The sequence below is a fragment of the Actinoplanes sp. NPDC023801 genome, assembly GCF_040639655.1.
GTDB lineage: Bacteria > Actinomycetota > Actinomycetes > Mycobacteriales > Micromonosporaceae > Actinoplanes.
The window spans coordinates 112,770-132,941 of record NZ_JBFAAI010000001.1 but is presented as its reverse complement, the minus strand read 5'-3'; the positions used below and the strand labels follow the sequence as shown (position 1 = coordinate 132,941).

The following is a 20,172-nucleotide window of genomic DNA, read 5'->3' as shown; positions in this document are numbered from 1 at the left end:
ATGGTGCGGCGGGGGCTGGCGTTTCTCACGGCATTGGTCGTCGCGATGGTGGCGTCGATCGCCTGGGCGGTCGCGTCGCCGAGCGGCGCGGCGGCGGCCCCACCGGCCCAGGCGCCCGGCGGTGCCTGCAGCGTCGAGGAATGGCAGCAGGACTTCCGGGCGTGCGTCGACCGCCTCGCCGAGGTCACCGGTGCGCGGGCCACGTGCCTCGACCCGCCGACGCCGAGCACGCCCGACTCCGGCCTGGCCGGCTGGTTCGCCGAACGCCCCGCCTCGTCGACCAAGAACAGCTTCCCCGGCCTCTACAGCGACTACGGCTACGCCGGGTACAACTTCGTCACCTACGACCTGGAGGGCGGCTGCGCCTCCACGGTCGTCGCCGCCGACCAGAAATTCGAGACGACGATCGCGAACGGCGAGTTCATGATCGCCACCGCGGTGATCGGCGCCTCGAACGCCCTCCGGGAACGTGCCTGGAACCCGGAGACGCTCTGGGGCTGGGCCGACCCGCTGGTGGACCAGGCCACCAAAGCCGTCTACCAGAAGGTCTTCACCGTCTTCGGCGTGATCACCCTTGCGGTGGTCGGTCTCTACCTTCTCTGGCGCTCCCGGCAGGCCGAGATGGGCGCGGCCACGACGACCGCGGGCTGGGCGATCTTCATCATGGTCGTGATCACCGCGATCGCATCGTGGCCCGTGCAGTCCGCCAAGCTCGCCGACCAGAGCCTGATCACCTCGCTCGGGGTGGTTCACGACGCCGTGGGACCGCAGCCCAAGGAACGCGTCGGCGAGTGCGCACTCGGCCCGGCGGCCTGCACGGACAACCGGCTACCCGCGGTACGTGCAAGTGACACGGCCACCGAAACCATGCTCTACCGGAACTGGCTGCGTGGAGTTCTCGGTTCTGCGGACAGCGAGACCGCGAAGAAGTACGGCCCGGCGCTGTATGACGCACGCGCTTTGAGCTGGGACGAAGTACAGCAGATCCGTGAAATCACTGATTCTCGCCCCGCCATGTTCGATCTCAAGAAGAACCAGTGGACGAAGGTCGCTGAGCAGATCCGCACCGAGGACCCCGAGGCGTACGAATACCTGCAGGGCGCCAAGGGCATGGAGCGGGTAGGCGCCGGTTTCATCGCGATGCTCGCCGCGGTCATGTATGCGATGTTCGACATCACCGCGTCGCTGCTGGTTCTACTCGGCTTCCTGATCTTCCGCTGGGCCGTCATCGCGGCGCCGATCCTCGGCACCATCGGCCTCCTGCGACCGGCCAGCGGCGGCGTCCGGCGGCTGGGCAACGCCGTCGTCGCGGCCCTTTTCAACATCGCGATCTTCGGTACGGGTGCGGCGATCTACCTGTTCGCCGTCGACCTGATCATGAACACCGCCGGCCTGGCGGGCTGGCTCCAGGTAGTGCTGGTCTGGCTCTGTGGCGTGGTCGGATGGCTGCTGCTCCGGCCGTACCGCCGGATCACCCAGCTCGGCGGCAAGGACGGTGCCGCCGCGATCGCCTCGGGCGGCTCCTGGCACCGGCGGTTCTTCCGCGACATGCGTGAGGCCGCGAAGCTCGACATCGCCGAGCCCGGCGGCACCCGCGAGCCGACCTTCGGCAAGGGCGGCCTGATGCTGGAGCAGCGCAATCTCCGGCCGGAGGCACGGCTCGAGGACGCCTCGACGAACCAGCGCCGGGAGAGCACCGAACTCGTGCCGGTCGCGGGCCCTCCGGCCCGGCCCGACGGCAGCGAGACCGTGCGCGACGACAGTCCGGCCCCCGTCAGTACCGGAAAGGACCGGGCCGCTCCGGCCCGGACCCGCGGCGCCTCCGGCTGGACCGAACCGGACGTCTCCGAACGGCCGGCGTCGTTCGCGATCTACCGGCCGGAGACCGGCGCGACCAGTGAGGAGCCGGCCAGCCCGCGGGTGCGTTCCGAGGCACGGTGAGTGTGATGTCCGGACTGGTAGCGCGCACCCTCAACGGGCTCTTCCGCTCCCGATGGGGCATCGCCGTCGTCATCGCCGTCATAGTGCTCGCGGTGGTGGGGATCGGACGGGTCTTCTCCGACGGGCGGTCCACCTCGCCGCTCGGCAACGGCAGTCCGGCACCGGAGATCAGCATCAACCCCGCCGACGACGACAGCGTCGTCTCCTCCGACCCGCCGCCCACGCCGCGGACCAGCCCCGGAAGGGCGCAACCGGAGGCCGTCGCCTACGCGTTCGCCTCCGCGTGGGCCGACCACGACGACGTGACCGCGAAGAGGTGGCTCAGCCAACTCCAGCCGAACGCCACACCTCGGCTCACCGAGCAGTTACGCGGTGCGGATCCGGCCGGGATACCGGCCGACCGGGTGATCGGCCGGCCCAGCCTGGTCGCGGTCAACGAGACCATGGTCAACGCGACCGTCACGATGGACAGCGGAAAGCTCGGTCTCCGCCTGGTGGCGCCGGAAGGATACTGGCTGGTCGATGGCATCGACTGGACACCGACATGAGGTTCCGGCGCCCGCGTAAGGCGGTCCTCATGATCGCTCTGGTGGTCACGCTGGCCCTGCTGTGCTGCGGCGGCAGCGTCACCGTCCTGCTGTTGAACGGTGTCGTCAACGACAGCGAACGCGGCATCCTCAACGCCTCTCTCGGCTGCGGCAAGGGCGGGGCCGTCGACCCGGACTCCAAGATGCCCGACATCGACGGCTACAACGCCGGGCAGATCCGCAACGCGGCGATCATCATCAACGTCGGCTCGGATCTGGGCATGCCACCACGCGCCTGGGTGATCGCGGTGGCCACCGCGATGCAGGAGTCCACCCTGGTCAATCTCGGGCATCTCGGCAAGAGGAACGACCACGACTCGCAGGGCCTCTTCCAGCAACGGCCCAGCTCCGGCTGGGGAACTCCGGCGCAGGTGCGCGACCCGGTCTACGCCAGTACGAAGTTCTACCGGAAGCTCAAGACGATCAAGGGCTGGGAGAAGATGCCCCTGACCGTGGCCGCACAGGCGGTGCAGATCAGCGGGTACCCCGACGCGTACGCGAAGCACGAGCCGCTGGCCACCCAGATCGTCAACCTCCTCGCGGACGGCGCGGCCAACGCGGCGGGCGACTCGCTGTCGATGGAGTGCGCCGCGTCCGGGGCGGTCGCCGCGTCCGGCTGGACGATCCCGCTCAAGGGACCGGTCGGCTCCGCCTTCCGCAGCCGCTCCCGCCCCAACCACCAGGGTGTCGACATCAGCGTGGACAAGTACCGGCCGATCTTCTCGGTGGCCAGCGGAGTGGTGTCGATGGTCAAGTGCGACGAGGACTTCCGCGGCCGGAAGAGCTGCAATGTGGACGGCTATCCCGGCAAGGGCGGGTGCGGATGGATGGTCGAGATCATCCATGCGGGCAACGTGATGACACGCTACTGTCACCTGGTGCAACGGCCCTTCGTGCGGGAGAACCAGCAGGTCACGGCCGGTCAGCTCATCGGCCGGGTGGGCAGCAGCGGCAACTCCTCCGGTCCGCACCTGCACTTCGAGGTGCATCTCGGCAACGACCGGTCGAGCGCCGGCGCGGTCGACCCGGTCAGGTTCATGCAGGAGCACGGCGCTCCGTTGGGGAACGAGGAATGAGCAGCGGATCGATGCCGGACCCGTTCAGCGGCCGGCGCGAGGGGGCGCTGGAGTCACCGCGTCCGATAGTGCCCACTCCGGCGACCATGGCCGGAGATCTGCGGGGGCGTCGTGTCCTCGTGGGTTTGCCCGGCCACGGCTGGCGGGGTGATCTGCGGGCCGACGAGAAGGTGATACAGGGCAGCCGCACCTACGTCCCGGTGATGCCCGAGGCCGAGTGGTACCGCGCCGAGTCCGAGCGCACCGAGGTGTTCGCCGCGCTGGTCCCGGTGGAACGCGTCTGGGTCGAGGAACTCGGCTTCTCCGGGACCACCACACCGGGTGCGAAGGTCAATCAGCTCGTCTCACTCGACGAGCCGCCGCGACGCCCGCCGGTGTCGGCCATCGACGCCGACTCGCTGACCGGGCGCCGGGTCACGCAGATTCTCGACGACGGGACCGAACGGCGTGACCTGCGGGCGGTGACCGAGTCGCACGTGAGCGACGACGGGACCGTCAGTGTGCGGGTGGCACAGGAGCTCGACTGGTACCGGTGGGGGTGGAGCGGCAAGCTTCCCCGCACGCTCGAGGTCCCCGCACACCTGGTGTGGGTGGAGTAACGCCTACGACGTCTGCTGCGCTCCGCAGACACGCCAGCCGTTCTGGTCCTCGAGCGTGACGTCCCAGGAACTGCCGTCGCGGCCCGATCCGTCGGAGATTCGCCGGTTGACCTCGACCTTCGCGATGCTGGTCGTTCCATTGGTGGCAATGCTCAGAACCCGCCACCTGATCGCGATGCCGACGGAGAACTGCTGCTCGCGTTGGACTGTATCGTCGCGAAAGGCTTGCAGGGCGGACAGGTCCACCCCGGACTGGCACTGATAGAACGCTGCTTCCTGGTCGTTACGGTTGGACAGGTACGCACCTAGAAAGCTCGTCACGACCGCGCCCGGCGAGTCACGCTTGATCTCGGTGGCTTCGTCGTACAGGACGATGAAGGCACCCACGCCACCCACGCAGAGCAGGGCCAGCAGACCACCGGTGAGCGCCAGGATCAGACGGGCCCGCCGGCTCTGGAATCGGCCGCCCCGACCGCCCGGCCGGCCCCCCAGCGGCGCCGGCGCCGTCACGGGCTCACCGTCGGATGACCGGGGCGCCGGAGGCTCGAAGCCGGCGGTGTCAGGCTCTCGCGGTCCCATGTGTACGACAGTAGTTCGTCCGCCACCCCGCCCCATGATCGCCATGCCCGTCCGTCCACCGTCAGGCCCCGCTCAGAGTGATGAACTCGGTGTCGGTCCCCCAGTACAGCAGGACCTCGGCCACCCCGTCCTTGATGACGGCGAGGTCCTCGGCCGGGATCGGCTCACCGTCGTCCCAGACCGGGATCCGCGGGAGGTACACGCCGTGACTGCCGATGCCCCGGTCCACCGGAAGAACCATGCTGCGGCCCCGGTAGTCGGCCCGGAGCGTCTCCCGGTCGACGCTGCGCAGGACCACTCCGGTGTCGGTCCGCGCCGCCTGGCTACGGATCTCGTGAACGCTCATCCCGGTCTCCGTCCGACGTCATGCCTCGGGATCGATGACACTAATCCTCGTCACTGCCGGATTCTGTTCCAAGGCCGGTTTCTCCACCGAGTTCCAGATGCTGTTGACCCGCGGGTTGTGCGACCAGGCCGTCACCTCGCCCTGCGCGCCTTCGGCGTACCGCTCGGAGAGCCGTTTCCAGACGTTCTCGGCCTGTCCGGCCCGGACCGGTGACGGGTCCTCGAAGAGCAGCATCCCGTCGAACCTCGCTCCGCCCGGTGTCTGTTCGAGCGTCACCCTGGTGATGCCGTCGGTGTGCTTCTCGGCGATCTCCCGCATGCGGGTGCCGTCGTCGAGCTTCCCGGAGTAGAAGTTGGCGCCGTTGACCGGGCTGCGGACGTCGGCGAGTTCGACCTCGCGCATCAGCCGGTGGAACTCCGAGTTCTGCCCGAAGTGCTTGGCGAGCTGTCCGGCGTGCTGGGCGGCCGCCTTGGTGCCGGCGGTCCGCAGCAGGTCGGCGGCCTGCCGGAACATCTGCGCGATCTCGCCTTCGACGACCTGCAGGGCCTGGCGTACGAGCTGACGGCAGGCGAGGCGGCTGGCGGCGACGAAGATCGGGATCTCGGCGAGGGTCGCTCCGGCGGTGGCCACCGAGGTGGCGATCGCCTGCCCGACCTGGAAGGCGAGCAGCGTGAGCTGAGCGAGGTAGGCGGTCTTGAGTGCCACCGTGACGCCGGCCATGGCGATCAGGCCGGCGCCGATCAGCTCGACGGCGGTGGCAGCGTCGTCGAGGTGCCGCCCGGGGCCGTCCGCGCCCTTCCACCACTGTTCGAAGGCTTCGACGGAGGCGCCCTCGTTCTCCAGCCACACCCGGCGGGCGGCCGTGTCGGCTTCGGCCGCGTGCCGGCGCAGGCGGGTGCCGTGTTCGATCCAGGCGAGGCCGTCGGCGTACAGGCGGTCCTCGTCGGCCTGCGGCCAGCTGAGCCCGAGCCATTCCAGCGGCTCGGTGAGTTCGGCGGGCAGCTCGATGGTCATGACCGCGTCTCCCCGGTCATGCTCGTCCGGGTTCGCGGTGGCTGCCGCCCGGTGCGGCCGGTCATGACGGCCGCCGGGGGTCGGCGCCGGCAAGGTCGGCCGCACCGGCCAGGTCGGCCGAGGCGATGGCCCGGGCCTGCAGATGCAGATCAAGGGCGGCTTCGCCCATCTGTTGTACGTGCGAACCGAGCGCCTGCAGTGCGTGGCCGAGGACGGCCTGGTAGGCGAGGGCGAAGGCGCTACCGCTGTCGTCGTCGCCCCACGGGTTCCCGGCGCCGGTGACGGTGGACTCCAGGACGGCGATGTCGTCCGCCATCCGCTGGGCGACCCCGGCCAGGGCGCTTCCGGCCGCGGAGACGTTCGCCGGGTCGAGACTCAGCCGTACGCTCATCGCCGCACCGCCCGGCGGGCGAGGTCGTGGAGGACGCCGGAGATCTCCGCGAAGCGCCGTTCTGCCGCGGTGCTGACGTCGGCCACCGTGTCCTCGTACGAGGGTGGAGCAGGCATGCCGTCCTGTGCCTCGGTGATGGCGTCGAAGAGGGCGGTCCGGAGTTCGTCGGCGTTCAGGTCGGTGACCCGCGGGTCGAGGACGACGTCCCACAGCCGGCCGGCACCGTCGAGCTCGATCCGGACGAGTCCGTCGGCGCCCTCCCCGGCCGAGGCGATGTAGTCGGGGGAGGGTGCCGCCTCGTCCGTGGACCGGGCGTGCTGGTCGTAGCCCTGGGTGGCGTCCACCTCTGCCTCCTTCGTGCGGTTCCCTGTGCGTGCGAATACCGCTGATGCACGCTCCGAGTTCAAACAGGCACGCAAAGTTTCGCCACAGGTCGAGTTTGGACGGATGCGGCCGGGTCCGGCACGAAAGTCGCACCGGGGACGCAACGCGGAGTCGGGTCGGGTCTGGGATAGGTTTTATTCCGCGGACAGGAGGTGACGGCAGTGGCGGATTCGACTCTGCGGGTCCGGCAGGCCGCTGCTTTGCACCGGCAGGCGGTGGCGACGGCGGATGCGGCCGCTGTCGCGCTGGAGGCGTTCGCGCCGGCCACTGCCGACCCTCGCGAGCAGCATCGTCTCGCCGATCGATTGCGGGCGGCGGCGTCGGCGCTGGCGCCGGGCTGGCTGGGTTCGACGCTCGACGCGTTGTCGCCGGTGGCCCCGCTCGGCGGACCGGCGTTGCCGCGGTTCGTGCGGGTGGGCCTGGCGCAGCCGCTCGACGACGTGCGATTCCCGGCGGTGGTTCCACTGCTCGGCACCGGCCACCTGACGGTCGACGCGACGGCGACCGACCCACGGGTGTTCGGTCTGATCCGATCGCTGCTGCTGCGCCTGCTGGCAACCGCTCCGGCGGGTTCGCTGCTGGTGCGCGCGGTGGACGGGGTGGGTGGCGGGTCGGTGTTCGCGCCGTTCGAGGAGCTGGCCGACGCGGGTCTGCTGTCGCCGCCGGCCACCGATCGGCAGGGCTTGCGCGACGTGCTGGCCGAGGCGGAGAAGTGGCTGCGCCCGGCACGGGCCGGGGCCGGCCGCCGGGACCGGCGCGACCGGATGCTGCTGGTGGTGATCGCCAGCCTGCCGGAGATGACCGAGGGCGAGGAGCTACGACGCATCGCCGCCCTGGCACAGCAGGGGCCGGACTCGGGTCTGCACCTGATCGTGGCGGGCTGGCCGCCGCCCCCGCTGACCGCGGAGACCACGCAGGCGCCGCTGCCGCGGACGACGGCCATCTCGGTGCGCAATCCCTATGCGATCGTCGGTGATCCACCCGGCGGCACGTTCGGCTCGGCGGCGGACACCCCGTGGCTGAACGCCCCCGTGTTCCTCGACGAGGATCCGCCTCCGCATCTGATCGACGCGGTCTGCCGGGAGCTGGCCGCCGATTCCGAGGCGGCGGCCCTGGTGACGCTGACCGACCTGTTGCCGGAGCCGGCCGAGGAGTTGTGGTCGCAGGACGCGGCGGCCGGTGTCGAGACGGTGGTCGGGCATCACGGCGAGGTGCCGCTGGTGCTGCGCTTCAACGATCTGACCCCGCACTGGATGGTGGGCGGCCGGTCCGGCGCCGGCAAGACCGCCTTCCTGATCAACGTGTTGTACGGACTGGGCACCCGGTACGGCCCCGACCAGCTCGCGCTCTACCTGCTGGACTTCAAGGAGGGCGTGTCGTTCTCCGAGTTCGTGCCGACGCAGCGTGACCGGACCTGGCTGCCGCACGCGCGGGCGGTCGGTGTCGAGTCCGACCGGGAGTACGGCCTGGCGGTGCTGCGCGAGCTGGACGCCGAGATGGGCCGGCGCTCGCTGGCGTACAAGAGGGCTGGGGTGTCGCGTTTCGCGGACCTGCGGGCGGTCGCTGACGAGGAGGGTCGCGGCCGTCCCCTGCCCCGGATCCTCTGTGTCATCGACGAGTTCCAGGTGCTGCTGGCCGGCAACGACCCGACGGCGGCCGAGGCGGTGGCGCTGCTCGAGTCGCTGGCCCGCAAGGGCCGGTCGTACGGCATCCATATGGTCCTGGCCAGCCAGACCGTCCTCGGTGTCGAGGCGCTGTACGCGAAACGGGATTCGATCTTCGGCCAGTTCCCGGTGCGGATCGCACTGCCCGGTGGCGGCGACGTGCTGGAGCCCACCAACGACTCGGCGGCGGGCCTGCCGATGGGCAGCGCCGTGGTGAACACCGCGGGCGGCCTGGGTGGTCCGCGCGGCGCGACCCGCGGCCACGAGCGGGTGGTCCGGTTCCCCGACCCGCACGCCGATCAGAAGCAGCTCAGCGACCTGCGGCACCGCTTGTGGGGAGCGCGCGACCCGGAGTCGCAGCAGCCGCTCGTCTTCGCGGGCTATGCGGAGCAGCATCTGGCCGACGACCCGACGTATCGGGCGGCGCTGGCGGGCCGGGTAGGCCGTCCGGCCGCACTGGTGGGCCGGGTGATCGATGTGCCGCTGTCGACGGCTGCCTTCCCGCTGGACTCCTCGCCCGGCCGGCATCTGGCCGTTCTCGGCTCGCACACGGCCGGGGCCGAGGTGCTGGACGCGGCGGCCCGCAGCCTGGCCGCCTGTCACCCACCACGGACGGTCCGGTTCGTGGTCGCGTCGCTGGTGGCCGAGGGTGACGCGCGGGCGGCGGCGCTTGCCGCCGAGATCGGGCACCGGCAGGACGTCGAGGTCGTCGACGCGGCCGGGCTGGCCGCTGAGCTGTCCGCTGACCGTCCCGGGTATCGAGTGGTGTTCGGGATGGACGCGGCCCCGCCGGGCACGCTGAGCGGGCTGCGGGCACTGTTGCGGGAGGGCCCGAGCGCCGGGGCGCATCTGCTGTCGTGGTGGCGTGGCGTGCGCCGGTTCAGTGAGGAGATCGGCGGCAGCATGGGCCGGGAGGACGTGGCCGGGCTGCTCTTCCTGAACGTGCCGCAGTCCGATGTGTCACTGCTGCTGGGGCGGCCGGTGGACTGGCAGCCCCGGGCGAACCGGGCGCTGCTGCACGACAGGCACGCCGATCGCACGGTGACCGTGGTCCCGTTCGTAGACCCGGAGAGTGACGAACCGTGACCGAGCAGGCCGAGCAGCACCTGATCCCGGCACAGGCGGGACCACCGGCGCCGAGCCCGTGGGACGACTACCTGGCCGCCGCCCGTGAACTCGACGCGGTGCGCCGGGCGGCGAGTTCGGTGGCGGGTGAGCATGCCGCGACGGTGGCGGCCGCACGGCAGGAGCTGACTTCGGTACGCGCCCGGCTCGCACCGCAACGCGCGAGGCTGGCCCGCGATTTCCGCGTACCGGAGAATGATCTGATCCCGCAGCCGGCGGAGCAGGCGGTGGCGATGGAGCGGGTGGCCGGAGGCCCTCCGGCCGTCCTGGCGGCGTTGCGGGAGGCGCGGGCCACCGCGGATGCCGCCGACAACGCGTTCATCGGCCCGGCGCCGGTCGGTCCGGAACGACCGTGGGCGCGCAACATGCTGGTGTACGGGCCGTTCGCCGGCGCGGTGCTGCTGGTGCAGGTGTTGTTGTTCCTGGTCGCGCCGCCCGGTTCGCCGTCCACCTATGCGCTGCTGTGCGGCCTCAGCATGCCGTTGCTGGCGTTCGGTCTGGGGTGGGCGACGATCGGGTTCGTCTATGGCGGTGAGGGTGTGAAGGTCGACCGGACGCCGGTGCTGGGCCTCATCACCTGCCTGACGCCGGTGTTGCTGACCTGCGCCGGAACCGGTTTGCAGGCGCTTCTCTAGAAGGGGGCACGTGGTGGCGAACGTCGAAGAGGTGAAGGTCAGCGTGGCGGCCACGGTCGACGGCGCGCAGCGGGCCGTCGCGGGCATCAAGGCCGTGTCGGACCAGCTGGACGAGGCACTGACCAGGATGCGGATGACCGCGGTCGGTTCGTTCCATCCGGCCGCTGCGGCCGCGATCGCGCATCTGGAGCAGGCGCGGACCCGGCTGGACGAGGCGATCCAGCTCACCCACGCGGCCGTCGACTCCGCCAACCAGTACCGCAACATGATCTGAAAAAACCCGGCTGTCTCTCACCGCTGTCTCGCGAGCCGCGAGACAGCGGTGAGAGACAGCCGGGGCTTGAACGGCTATCTCGCGTTTATCAACGCCATCGCTTCGGCGCGGACCTTGCCGTCGGTCTGGAAGGCGCCGCGCACCGCACTGGTGACGGTTCGCGCGCCGGCTTTGCGGATGCCGCGCATCTCCATGCAGAGGTGCTCGCACTCCAGGACGACGATCGCGCCGCGGGCCCCGAGCTGCTTCATCAGCAGGTCCGCGATCTGCGAGGTGAGACGTTCCTGGACCTGCGGGCGGCGGGCGTAGACCTCGACGAGCCGGGCCAGTTTCGACAGCCCCGTGATGCGGCCGTCGGTGCCGGGGATGTAGCCGATGTGGGCCACGCCCTTGAACGGCAGCAGGTGGTGCTCGCACATGCTCTGCAACTCGATGTCGCGGACCAGGACGAGTTCCTCGTGGTCCGCCTCGAAGCTGGTCGTGAGCACGGTGGCCGGGTCCACCCGGAGGCCCGCGAAGAGCTCGGCGTAGGCCCGGGCCACCCGAGCCGGCGTGCGCTGCAACCCGTCCCGGTCCGGGTCCTCACCGACGGCGATGAGGATCTCCCGGACCGCCTTCTCGATCCGCCCGAGGTCGACGGCCTGCTCGACCGGGGTACCGGTGAGCTTGCCGTCGACCAGCCGGGCGGCGAGATAGTCGAGTTCCTCTGACGTACTGATTAGTTGCTGCCTTCCGAACCGTTCGCGTTCGGGTTGTGCCCAACCGCGATCTGACCGTCAGCCTCGGCCTGAGCCTTCAGCTTGTCCCGCTCGGCGGGGGTCAGCACCGGCGGCGCCTCGGACGGGAGCCGCTTGCCGAAGCCGTTGAACGGCGACATGGGCGGACGCTTGGCGACCCGGGCGCAGATCCGGTTCATGTCGTCCTGAGTGATGGTCTCCTTCTCCATCAGCTCGAGGACCATGTTGTCGAGAACGTCGCGGTACTCGACCAGGATCTCCCAGGCTTCGTCGTGCGCCAGTTCGATCAGGGCGCGAACCTCACCGTCGATGTCGGCGGCGACCGCGTCCGAGTACGACTTCTCGTGCCCCATGCTGCGGCCCATGAACGGCTCGTCCCCGGTGCTGCCGTACTTCACGGCGCCCAGCTTCGAACTCATGCCGTACTGGGTGACCATGGCCTTGGCGAGGCTGGTCGCCTTCTCGATGTCGTTGCCGGCGCCGGTGGTGGGCTCGTGGAAGACGAGCTCCTCGGCGGCCCGGCCACCCAGCGCGTACGCCAGGGTGTCGATCATCTCGGCCCGGGTCTGGGTGTACTTGTCCTCGGTCGGCAGCACCAGCGTGTGACCCAGCGAGCGGCCACGCGGCAGGATCGTCACCTTGTGCACCGGGGCGGAGTGCGGCAGAGCGTAGGCGACCAGCGCGTGTCCACCCTCGTGGTACGCGGTGATCTTCTTTTCCTTGTCGCTCATCGCCCGGGTGCGCCGCTCGGGGCCGGCGATGACCCGGTCGATCGCCTCCTCGAGGAACTCGTTGGAGATCGCCCGCTTCTCGTTACGGGCGGTCAGCAGCGCGGCCTCGTTGATCACGTTGGCCAGGTCGGCGCCGGAGAAACCGGGGGTGCGACGGGCGACCGAGTCGAGGTCGACGTCGGGCGTGAACGGCTTGCCCTTGGCGTGCACCCGCAGGATCGCCTTGCGGCCCTCCATGTCGGGGTTGTCCACCGGGATCTGCCGGTCGAAACGGCCCGGGCGCAGCAGCGCCGGGTCGAGGATGTCCGGCCGGTTGGTGGCCGCGATCAGAATGACGCCGCCCTTGGTGTCGAAGCCGTCCATCTCGACGAGCAGCTGGTTGAGCGTCTGCTCGCGCTCGTCGTGACCGCCACCCATGCCGGCGCCACGGTGCCGGCCGACCGCGTCGATCTCGTCGACGAAGACGATCGCCGGAGCGTTCGACTTGGCCTGCTCGAAGAGGTCGCGGACCCGGCTCGCGCCGACACCGACGAACATCTCGACGAAGTCCGAACCGGAGATGGAGTAGAACGGCACCCCGGCCTCGCCGGCGACGGCACGGGCCAGCAGCGTCTTACCGGTACCCGGTGAGCCGAAGAGCAGCACGCCCTTCGGGATCTTGGCGCCGAGTGCCTGGTACTTCGTGGGGTTCTGCAGGAAGTCCTTGATCTCGTGGAGTTCCTCGACCGCCTCGTCGGCACCCGCCACGTCGGCGAACGTCGTCTTCGGCGTGTCCTTGGTGATCATCTTCGCCTTGGACTTGCCGAAGTTGAGCACCCGCGAACCGCCACCCTGCATCTGCGACATGAACAGCAGCAGCAGGACCACGAGAATCGCGATCGGCAGCAGGTTGATCAGAATGCTGAGAAGAATGTTGTCGCCGGACACCGTGGTGTCGACCGGCCCGGAGATCCGGCCCTGCTTCTTGGCCTGGTCGACCTGGGTGAAGATCTCGTCGGTCAGCTCGTACGGGTACTGAGCCTCGATCTTGTCGGTGCTCTTGCCGTCGAACGTGGCCGACTGCTCCAGATCGATCTGGAGCGTCTGCTCCTTGTCCTTCTGGACGATCTTCTTGATTCCTGGCTGGTTCAGACGGTCCAGCGCAACCGATGTCTCGACCCTCTGGTAGCTGGGACCACTGGTGAATACAGTGCTCAGCGCGACTACGCCGATGATCACCAGAATGATCCAGACCACCGGGCGGCGGAAGAAACGCGTACGTTCCATACTGTTGTCGGGCGCCAAGCGCCCGGACCCTCCTGATCGGCGTCCTGGTCACCTCAACGTCACCGCCCACCGGCGGCTGCCGAGGCCGTTGGCCGGCCCCAGCCCCTCCAGCGCTTGTGACACCACGCCATCGGTCACTCGACGGTACACCGTACGTGCCGATTACGAACCCGTGAGCCCGCAGGGCGAACCGCGCGTACGGACGGTTAAATCAGGGCGGTTCAGGTGTAAAAACGCCCATAATGAACCAATACTGAGAACACGCTGAGAAAGCGGTTCAGCTACGGGCGTACACCTCGGGCTTGAGAACGCCCACATAGGGGAGCTCCCGGTAACGCTCCGAGAAGTCCAGGCCGTACCCGACCACGAACTCGCTCGGGATGTCGAAGCCCACATACCGCACCGGGACCTGCACCTTGACCGCGTCCGGCTTGCGGAACAGGGCCACCACCTCGACGCTCGCCGGCTGACGCGACTCCAGGTACTTCATCAGCCAGGAGAGGGTCAGTCCGGAGTCCACGATGTCCTCGACGACGAGCACGTGCCGGCCGGTGATGTCCCGGTCCAGGTCCTTCAGGATCCGCACCACACCCGAGGAGGTCGTTCCCTGCCCGTACGACGAGACGGCCATGAACTCCATCTCGGTCGAGGGACCATGCTTGCCCAGCGCGCGGGCGAAATCGGCCATGAACATGACCGCGCCCTTCAGCACGCAGACGAGAAGGATGCCTTCCTCGGCGTCGGTGTGGTCCACGGACACCTGCTTGGCAAGTTCGTCGATCTTGTCCCGGATCTGTTGCTCCGAGATGATCACGTGGTCGATGTCGGCGTCGTACCAAGAGCCATCAGCCATGAGGCCTAGCCTGCCGTATGGAAGTTACCGTTCGGCCAACGGGGCCGGTTTCCGAACCGGATCCCTCAGTTGATATTGGCCGGAACCACCCGGACGAGGTCGCCCGAGTGGCGCTCCACACAGATTCCGGCGGGCAGGAACACCGGCCCCTGACCGTGCCAGCCGGTCACCAGAGCATCCAGGGCGACCACATGCCCGTACGCCAGAGCCCCGCCCGGCGCGCCCAGCTCACCCGCCCAGCGGTGCAGCACCCGGCCCCGGATCGCGGGACGCAACCCGGCCAGCACCGGCACCGACAGCCCTCGCTCCGACCGGGCCGCGTCCAGAGCCTCCGCCGACAGCTCGTCCAGGGCCGCGTTGTCCGCCGCGATCAGCGACGCGGTCCGGGCCAGATTGGCCGGCACGGCCGGGCCCAGGGCGTCGACCAGTGACGGCAGGGCCGAGGCACGCACGCGCGACCGGGCGTACGCCGGATCGGTGTTGTGCGGGTCCTCCCAAGGCGCGAGACCCAGGGCCGCGCACGCCTTGCGGGTGTCCGCCCGGGTCACCTCCAGCAGCGGACGCCGGAAGATCCCGCGCCGGCCGGGCATCCCGGACAGCCCCCGCGGCCCGGCACCACGGGCCATCGCCAGCAACACCGTCTCCGCCTGATCGTCGCGGGTGTGCCCGAGCAGCATCGCGGCGGCGCCCAGCTCGGCGGCCGCATCACTGAGAGCCGTGTAACGCGCGGTCCGGGCGGCCGCCTCCGGGCCGCCAGGGAGCCCGGCCACCGACACCGTCTCGATCCGCACCGGATCGAACCCGGAGTCCCGGGCCCAGGCGGCCACCGACCGGGCCCGCCGGTCGGAACCCTCCTGCAGGCGGTGGTCGACCGTGACCAGGCCGACCCGGCGGCCGGCGAACCGGGCCGCCGAGGCGAGTGCCAGAGAATCGGCTCCCCCCGAACACGCCACCAGGATCAGGGCGTCGCCGGGAAGGTCGGCCAGACCCCGGCGCACCGCCATGCGCACTGCCGCCACCGGCGGCGGGATCCTGGCCATGGCTAGTGGTGAACCCTCGCCACCCAGGCATCCGGGTCGCCGAGCTCGTCCAGGCGGGGCAGGCTCAGCGGCGACTCGAAGATCTTGTTGAAGCCGTCCATCCCGACCCGCTCGTGCACGCCGTGGACGAACTTGCGGCCCTCCGCGTACTGCCGCATCTTGACCTCGATCCCGAGGACCCGGCGCACCGCCTTCTCCAGGGGGTTGCCGCCCTCGCGGCGCCGGTTGAACTTCGCCCGGATCGAATCGACCGACGGGATCACCTCGGGGCCGACACCGTCCATGACGAACTCGGCGTGGCCCTCCAGCAGGGTCATCAGGGCGGTCAGCCGGTCGAGCACCGCACGCTGGGCCGGGGTCTGCACGATGTCCAGCACCGAGACCCGGCTCTCCTCGTCACGCAGCGCCTCGGAGAGGGTGGCCACGCCGCGGCGCAGCCGCTCCAGGATGTGCTCGCCGCCCTGCGAGGCGTCGACGAACGCCTGCACCTCGCCGAGGAAGTAACCGCGCATCCACGGCACCGCGGTGAACTGGGTCCGGTGGGTCACCTCGTGCAGGCAGACCCAGAGCCGGAAGTCACGCGGGTCGGCGTCGATCTTGCGCTCGACCTCGACGATGTTCGGCGCGTTCAGCAGCAGCTGCCCCGGATCGCCGGAGAACACCTCGTACTGCCCGAGCACGCGGCCGGACAGATAGGCCAGCACCGTCCCGGCCTGGACCCCGGTCACCCGGGACCCGATCGCGTCGGCAAGCGGCCCCGGCTCCTTGTCACCCGACAGCCGGGTCACCAGCGGGCCGATGATCCGCTGCAGACCGGCGATGTTCACCTTCGCCCAGTCCTTACGGTCCACCACCCGGACCGGTGGAACCGGTGTCTGCGAGGTCAGACCGGTGTACGCCGCGACGTGCACGGCCGCCTCATCGGTCAGAGCTCGCAGCTCATGCACCACCTGAGTGGCTTCCTCGTAGGAGACCGCGGGTCCGGATTTCGACAGCGCGCCCGCGGTGGCGGCGGCCAGATCCCAGTCAACGAACTGCGCCATGCAGCCCACCGTACCCGCGCGGTTCCATACCGCACTCAGGTGAAACCCCGGACCACCCCGGATCAGCAGCCGCACGCCACCAGACGGGCCACCACCTCGTCCAGCGCGGAACGGGCCGTGATCGCGTCGGCACCGCCCTTCGCCATGATCGCGAAGGCGAGCACCCGCTGCTCCCGGGTCATCAGCACACCGGCCAAAGTGTTCACCCCACTCAGCGACCCGGTCTTGGCCCGCACGACGCCCTGCGCGGTCTCGTTGTCGCTGGGCGTGGCGAACCTGGTCTCCAGCGTCCCCGACCAACCGGCCACCGGCAGCCCGTTGAACATGTTGCCGAGCGCCGGCTGTGAACCCCCGGCGGCCAGCGCCAGTGTCTCCACCAGCAGGGTCGGGGTGATGCCGTTGCGGGTCGAGAGGCCACTCCCGTCGTACAGCTTCGCCTGTTCCGCCGGCAGGCCGAGCTCACTGAGCTTGTCGCCCATCGCCTCGGCCGCACCCGTGAAACTCGCCTCCTTGCCGGCCGCCAGCGCCACCTGCCGGGCGAGCACCTCGGCCAGCACGTTGTCGCTCTGCTGCAGCATCCAGTCGACGACCTGCACCAGCGGCGGCGACTGGACCTTGCCCAGCTCGGACCCGGGTGTCCACGTCGAACTGATCGAGGCTGACGGCGCCGGATCGCCGGTCGCGGCCGACCCCCGCTTCACCGCCGACTGCGGGACACCGATCATCTTCGCGAAGATCTTGCCGGCCGACAGAGCCGGATCCGAGAACCGCGGGTCACCGCCGAACTCGTTGTGCACCGGTACGAGCCGGCCCGCGTTCGTCATCAGCGACTGGATCCGGGCCACCTGACCACCCGGAATGTCACCGGCATCCCATCCGGTCGCCGTCTCCGGCCCCTCGAACAGCGAGGTGTCCACCAGCAGCCGGGTCGGCTTCGTACCGCCCAGCGCCTTCTTCACCTGCGCGGCGAGGTCGTCGAGCCGGGCCGCTCCCGGGAACAGGTCCTTGTCGGCCTCACGGACCGCGAGCGTCGCGTCACCGCCACCGACGATCACCACCTCGCCCGGGGCCGCACCGGCCACCACCCTGGTCTCCAGCCGGTACGCCGGGCCCCGCGCGGCCAGCACCGTCGCCGCCGTCAGAACCTTGGTGGTCGAGGCCGGCGTGGTGGCCTTGGTGGCATTGCGTTCGTAGAGGACTGTGTCGCTTGCCACATCCAGTACCTGGACGTGCACGGTCGGGCCCAGTTCCGCCGCATTCACCAGCGGGTCCAGGGCCGCCTTGACCGCCGCCGCGTCCGGCGCCGAGCCGCCCTCCTCCGCGGCCACCAGAACCGGCGTCGGCGTCGGTTCCGGGGTGGTCGCCGCCGGAGTCGGCGTGCTGGCTGGCTCGCCGCTCAGCGCATCCAGCCACCCGTCGACCGGTCCGGGCCGCACCACGATGCCGACGGCACCGGCCATCGCCATCACGAGCAGGATCGCAAGGGCCACGAACGATTTGGTACGGCGCCCGCGCCGTGTGCCCGCCTCGGCGGGGCCCCGGCCTGCCCCGGTGTCCGAACCGGGAGCCACGGCCGGCAGCGTCTGGGGGGCTGCCGCTCGGGCCGTGCCGGGGGTCGTGGAGGCACGCCCGTACATTCCGGCGTTCGACGACCCGGTTCCGCCTGCGGTGCCCACCTTGGCGGTGCCGACACCGGGGGTCCCCGTTCCGGTACCCGCGGCCCCTGCAGCCGCGGACCCGGCACCCGCCGTTCCGGAACGCGCCGTTGCGGAACCCGACGTTCCGGTGCCTGGGCCGGCCCGTGTCGGGCTCGGGGCGCCGGAGACGGTCGCGGAGGCCTTCGCCGCCTGGCCGGAGGTACCGGGGGTGGTCGGCCTGCTTGCACCGGTCGCTCCCCCGGCGGCCGGGCCGCTCCCGGGCTGTCCGAGGTTGGCGGTGCGATCCGGATCGACGGGCTGACCGGTACCCGCGGGGCGGGCCAGGCTGACCGTGCGATCCAGGTCGGCACTGTTCATCCCGGAAGCGGGACCCGTACCGGCTTTCGGACCGGAACCGGCAACCGGCCCCGATCCCGAACCGGCAACCGGCTTCGAACCTGTGGCGGGGCTCGAACCGACAACCGGCTTCGAACCCGTGGCGGGGCTCGAACCGGTAGGTGGCGACTGTGAGACAGCGGCGGAACCAGGGGCAGGACCGGCTCCGAGTCCTGCCCGGTCGGCCGCAGCCGCGCCGCCCGGTAGATCCAGACGCGCGGTGTGGTCCGGGTCGGCGGGCGTTCCGGGACCGGCGTTCCGATCCGGCGCGGTAGGACGGGTGAGGGCAGCGGTCTGGTCGGCGCCAGGTCGGCCGCCCGACTCCGCCGCACGAGGTGCCACGGCGCCACCTGCGGCGGCCTGGCCGGTCGGGCCGCCCGGCCAGTTACCGGCCGGTCCAGGTCCGCTCGGCGGGTAATGACCCGGCGCGGATGTCTGTGGTGCTGGCTGGGGCTGTGCGCCCGGCGCTCGGCCTGGCGCCGGGGATACAGCCGTGTGGCCGGAGGCGGTGGGGCTCGGCCGACCGGAGGGAGACGGGTCGGTCACCTGACCGGGCGAGCTCGGCCGACCCGGCGGCGGGACGGATGGCTGTGGCCCCGGAGCCTGCCCCTGCGCTGGCCGGGCGACGGAATCACCCAACGTGGCCGGCCGGGCCGACGTCGATGCACTCCCAGGGTCCGATGTCCGCAAGCCCTCACCGGACGCGGACCCCCCGGCCCGCGGCACGGAAGCCTGCCCGGAAAAACCGTCAGACTGTGGCACGGGAGGCTGCCCGGGAGACCCGTCAGCCTGCGGCGCCGGAGGCTGAACTCCCGGCTGCTGCCCGGAAGACCGGTCCCCCTGTGGCGCCGGAGGCTGAACTCCCGGCTGCTGCCCTGAAATGGGATCGAGCGGCGCGGCCCCGCCTGACGAGGCTGTCTGCGATGCACCGCTCTGAGAGGCCCGCGACCCGGCATCGGCTTGCGGCACCGGGACATGCGACCCAGCACCTGCCTGTGGCGCTGGCGCGGCGGGCGCCGGAGCCGCTCCGGCACCGGATGATCCGGTCGCGCCCGCTCCGGTCCCGGCTGTTCCCGACGCGTCGGGTGTGGACGCGGCAGCTCCGGACGCGGCAGCTCCGGGCCCGGCAGGTCCGGCTCCGCCGGGTGCAGTCGCGGCAGGTCGGGTTCCGCCGGGTGCGGTCGCGTCGGGTCCGGTCGCGTCGGGTCTGGGCGCGGCATTTCCAATAGCAGCGGATCCAGTGGCGGCTGGTCCGGGCGTGCCGACATTCGGATCAAAGGCGTTACCGGGATCTGCCGACGAGGGAGACCCCGCTTCCGCCGATTTCGGCGGCTTCACCGAAGCGGCGACAGGACCTGGGGCAGCATCGGCCCCCGATTCCGGCACGTGGTCCCCGGCTGCCTGCTGCGCAACAGCCTCCAGAGCCGTTCCGCCGGAGGCGGGAGTCTGCCCCGGGAGGAAGGCCAACGAGAGCGGCCCCTGTCCTTGCGACGAGCCGGTGGCCGCGGTGGACTTCCCCGCGGTGGGTACCTGCGTGGCATCGGACTGCCCGGACGAAGACGCAGTGGTCCGCACGGGTGCGGAGGCCGCCGCAGGGCGGCTGGTGAGTGGCGTTCCCTCCGACCGCTCGGACGCGGAGGAACCGCCGTCGCCGTGACCTGCGGAGGCCGGAGCCGACTGCTGCGCTCCGGCGCCAGGCATTCCCGCCTGGCCGAAACCAGGCACCTGACCGAAACGACCCGCCTGTCCGAAACCAGCGGAATCCGAGTCCACCGAACTTGCATCCAAGGTGCCTGAACTCTCGGGTCCCGCGCCAGTGGTGCCCGCATTCCCGGGGCCTGAACTCGCTGGTGT

18 protein-coding genes are annotated in these 20,172 nt (G+C 70.6%); 7 read left to right on the top strand and 11 right to left on the bottom strand.

Translation table 11 applies throughout. The annotated features are described in order from the left end of the window. Genes AB0G04_RS00595 through AB0G04_RS00580 form a run of 4 tightly spaced genes read left to right on the top strand, consistent with a single transcriptional unit; the run spans nucleotide 1 to nucleotide 4,203 of the window. Nucleotides 1–1,941, top strand: a complete 1,941-nt coding sequence (locus tag AB0G04_RS00595) for an MFS transporter (protein ID WP_360974041.1) — start codon at nucleotides 1–3, stop codon at nucleotides 1,939–1,941. 5 nt (nucleotides 1,942–1,946) lie between these two features. Then, entirely contained in the window at nucleotides 1,947–2,489 is a 543-nt protein-coding gene (locus AB0G04_RS00590; RefSeq protein ID WP_360974038.1) for a hypothetical protein, read from the top strand. Next, nucleotides 2,486–3,604 (top strand): M23 family metallopeptidase, encoded by a 1,119-nt coding sequence (locus AB0G04_RS00585; RefSeq protein ID WP_360974035.1) that lies wholly within the window; start codon nucleotides 2,486–2,488, stop codon nucleotides 3,602–3,604. Before AB0G04_RS00590 ends, AB0G04_RS00585 begins: the two co-directional genes overlap by 4 nt. After that, nucleotides 3,601–4,203 (top strand): hypothetical protein, encoded by a 603-nt coding sequence (locus tag AB0G04_RS00580; RefSeq protein ID WP_360974032.1) that lies wholly within the window; start codon nucleotides 3,601–3,603, stop codon nucleotides 4,201–4,203. The genes AB0G04_RS00585 and AB0G04_RS00580 overlap by 4 nt, the downstream gene beginning before the upstream one ends. A 3-nt stretch (nucleotides 4,204–4,206) precedes the next feature. Here the strand turns inward: AB0G04_RS00580 and AB0G04_RS00575 are convergent, their stop codons facing one another. The 5 genes from AB0G04_RS00575 to AB0G04_RS00555 form a co-directional block, all read right to left on the bottom strand. After that, entirely contained in the window at nucleotides 4,207–4,713 is a 507-nt protein-coding gene (locus AB0G04_RS00575; protein ID WP_360974029.1) for a hypothetical protein, read from the bottom strand. Nucleotides 4,714–4,843: 130 nt separating this feature from the next. Next, nucleotides 4,844–5,128 carry a hypothetical protein gene (locus AB0G04_RS00570; protein ID WP_360974026.1) on the bottom strand — a complete coding sequence of 95 codons (285 nt, stop codon included), beginning with the start codon at nucleotides 5,126–5,128 and terminating at the stop codon, nucleotides 4,844–4,846. Between the two features lie 18 nt (nucleotides 5,129–5,146). After that, on the bottom strand, nucleotides 5,147–6,142 hold the full coding sequence (locus AB0G04_RS00565) for a hypothetical protein (RefSeq protein ID WP_360974023.1): 996 nt from the start codon (nucleotides 6,140–6,142) through the stop codon (nucleotides 5,147–5,149). Between the two features lie 61 nt (nucleotides 6,143–6,203). Further along, nucleotides 6,204–6,533, bottom strand: a complete 330-nt coding sequence (locus tag AB0G04_RS00560) for a hypothetical protein (protein WP_360974020.1) — start codon at nucleotides 6,531–6,533, stop codon at nucleotides 6,204–6,206. Then, on the bottom strand, nucleotides 6,530–6,877 hold the full coding sequence (locus tag AB0G04_RS00555) for a hypothetical protein (protein WP_360974017.1): 348 nt from the start codon (nucleotides 6,875–6,877) through the stop codon (nucleotides 6,530–6,532). The genes AB0G04_RS00560 and AB0G04_RS00555 overlap by 4 nt, the downstream gene beginning before the upstream one ends. Before the next feature lie 192 nt (nucleotides 6,878–7,069). Between AB0G04_RS00555 and AB0G04_RS00550 the strand changes: the two genes are divergently transcribed. The 3 genes from AB0G04_RS00550 to AB0G04_RS00540 are packed head-to-tail and all read left to right on the top strand — an operon-like array spanning nucleotide 7,070 to nucleotide 10,615. Further along, nucleotides 7,070–9,667 carry an FtsK/SpoIIIE domain-containing protein gene (locus AB0G04_RS00550; protein WP_360974014.1) on the top strand — a complete coding sequence of 866 codons (2,598 nt, stop codon included), beginning with the start codon at nucleotides 7,070–7,072 and terminating at the stop codon, nucleotides 9,665–9,667. After that, nucleotides 9,664–10,341, top strand: a complete 678-nt coding sequence (locus AB0G04_RS00545; protein ID WP_360974011.1) for a hypothetical protein — start codon at nucleotides 9,664–9,666, stop codon at nucleotides 10,339–10,341. The genes AB0G04_RS00550 and AB0G04_RS00545 overlap by 4 nt, the downstream gene beginning before the upstream one ends. A gap of 13 nt (nucleotides 10,342–10,354) precedes the next feature. After that, the gene (locus AB0G04_RS00540) at nucleotides 10,355–10,615 is read left to right on the top strand and encodes a hypothetical protein (RefSeq protein ID WP_360974008.1); all 261 of its coding nucleotides are present in this window, start codon (nucleotides 10,355–10,357) and stop codon (nucleotides 10,613–10,615) included. A 74-nt stretch (nucleotides 10,616–10,689) separates the two neighbouring features. On the opposite strand, the gene folE is transcribed toward AB0G04_RS00540, so the two are convergent. From folE to dacB, 6 genes are all read right to left on the bottom strand, one after another. Next, nucleotides 10,690–11,334, bottom strand: a complete 645-nt coding sequence (gene folE / locus AB0G04_RS00535) for a GTP cyclohydrolase I FolE (RefSeq protein WP_360976165.1) — start codon at nucleotides 11,332–11,334, stop codon at nucleotides 10,690–10,692. Continuing rightward, nucleotides 11,334–13,349 carry an ATP-dependent zinc metalloprotease FtsH gene (gene ftsH / locus AB0G04_RS00530; protein WP_360974005.1) on the bottom strand — a complete coding sequence of 672 codons (2,016 nt, stop codon included), beginning with the start codon at nucleotides 13,347–13,349 and terminating at the stop codon, nucleotides 11,334–11,336. Before ftsH ends, folE begins: the two co-directional genes overlap by 1 nt. A 277-nt stretch (nucleotides 13,350–13,626) precedes the next feature. Further along, complete coding sequence (gene hpt / locus AB0G04_RS00525; RefSeq protein WP_360974002.1) at nucleotides 13,627–14,202, bottom strand: hypoxanthine phosphoribosyltransferase; 576 nt, start codon at nucleotides 14,200–14,202, stop codon at nucleotides 13,627–13,629. A 65-nt stretch (nucleotides 14,203–14,267) separates the two neighbouring features. Continuing rightward, on the bottom strand, nucleotides 14,268–15,242 hold the full coding sequence (gene tilS / locus AB0G04_RS00520) for a tRNA lysidine(34) synthetase TilS (RefSeq protein ID WP_360973999.1): 975 nt from the start codon (nucleotides 15,240–15,242) through the stop codon (nucleotides 14,268–14,270). Between the two features lie 2 nt (nucleotides 15,243–15,244). Beyond that, on the bottom strand, nucleotides 15,245–16,285 hold the full coding sequence (locus AB0G04_RS00515) for a zinc-dependent metalloprotease (protein WP_360973996.1): 1,041 nt from the start codon (nucleotides 16,283–16,285) through the stop codon (nucleotides 15,245–15,247). A gap of 62 nt (nucleotides 16,286–16,347) precedes the next feature. Then, nucleotides 16,348–17,775: a D-alanyl-D-alanine carboxypeptidase/D-alanyl-D-alanine-endopeptidase gene (gene dacB / locus AB0G04_RS00510; protein WP_360973993.1), complete on the bottom strand. Its 1,428-nt coding sequence runs from the start codon at nucleotides 17,773–17,775 to the stop codon at nucleotides 16,348–16,350. Nucleotides 17,776–20,172: the final 2,397 nt, after the last annotated feature.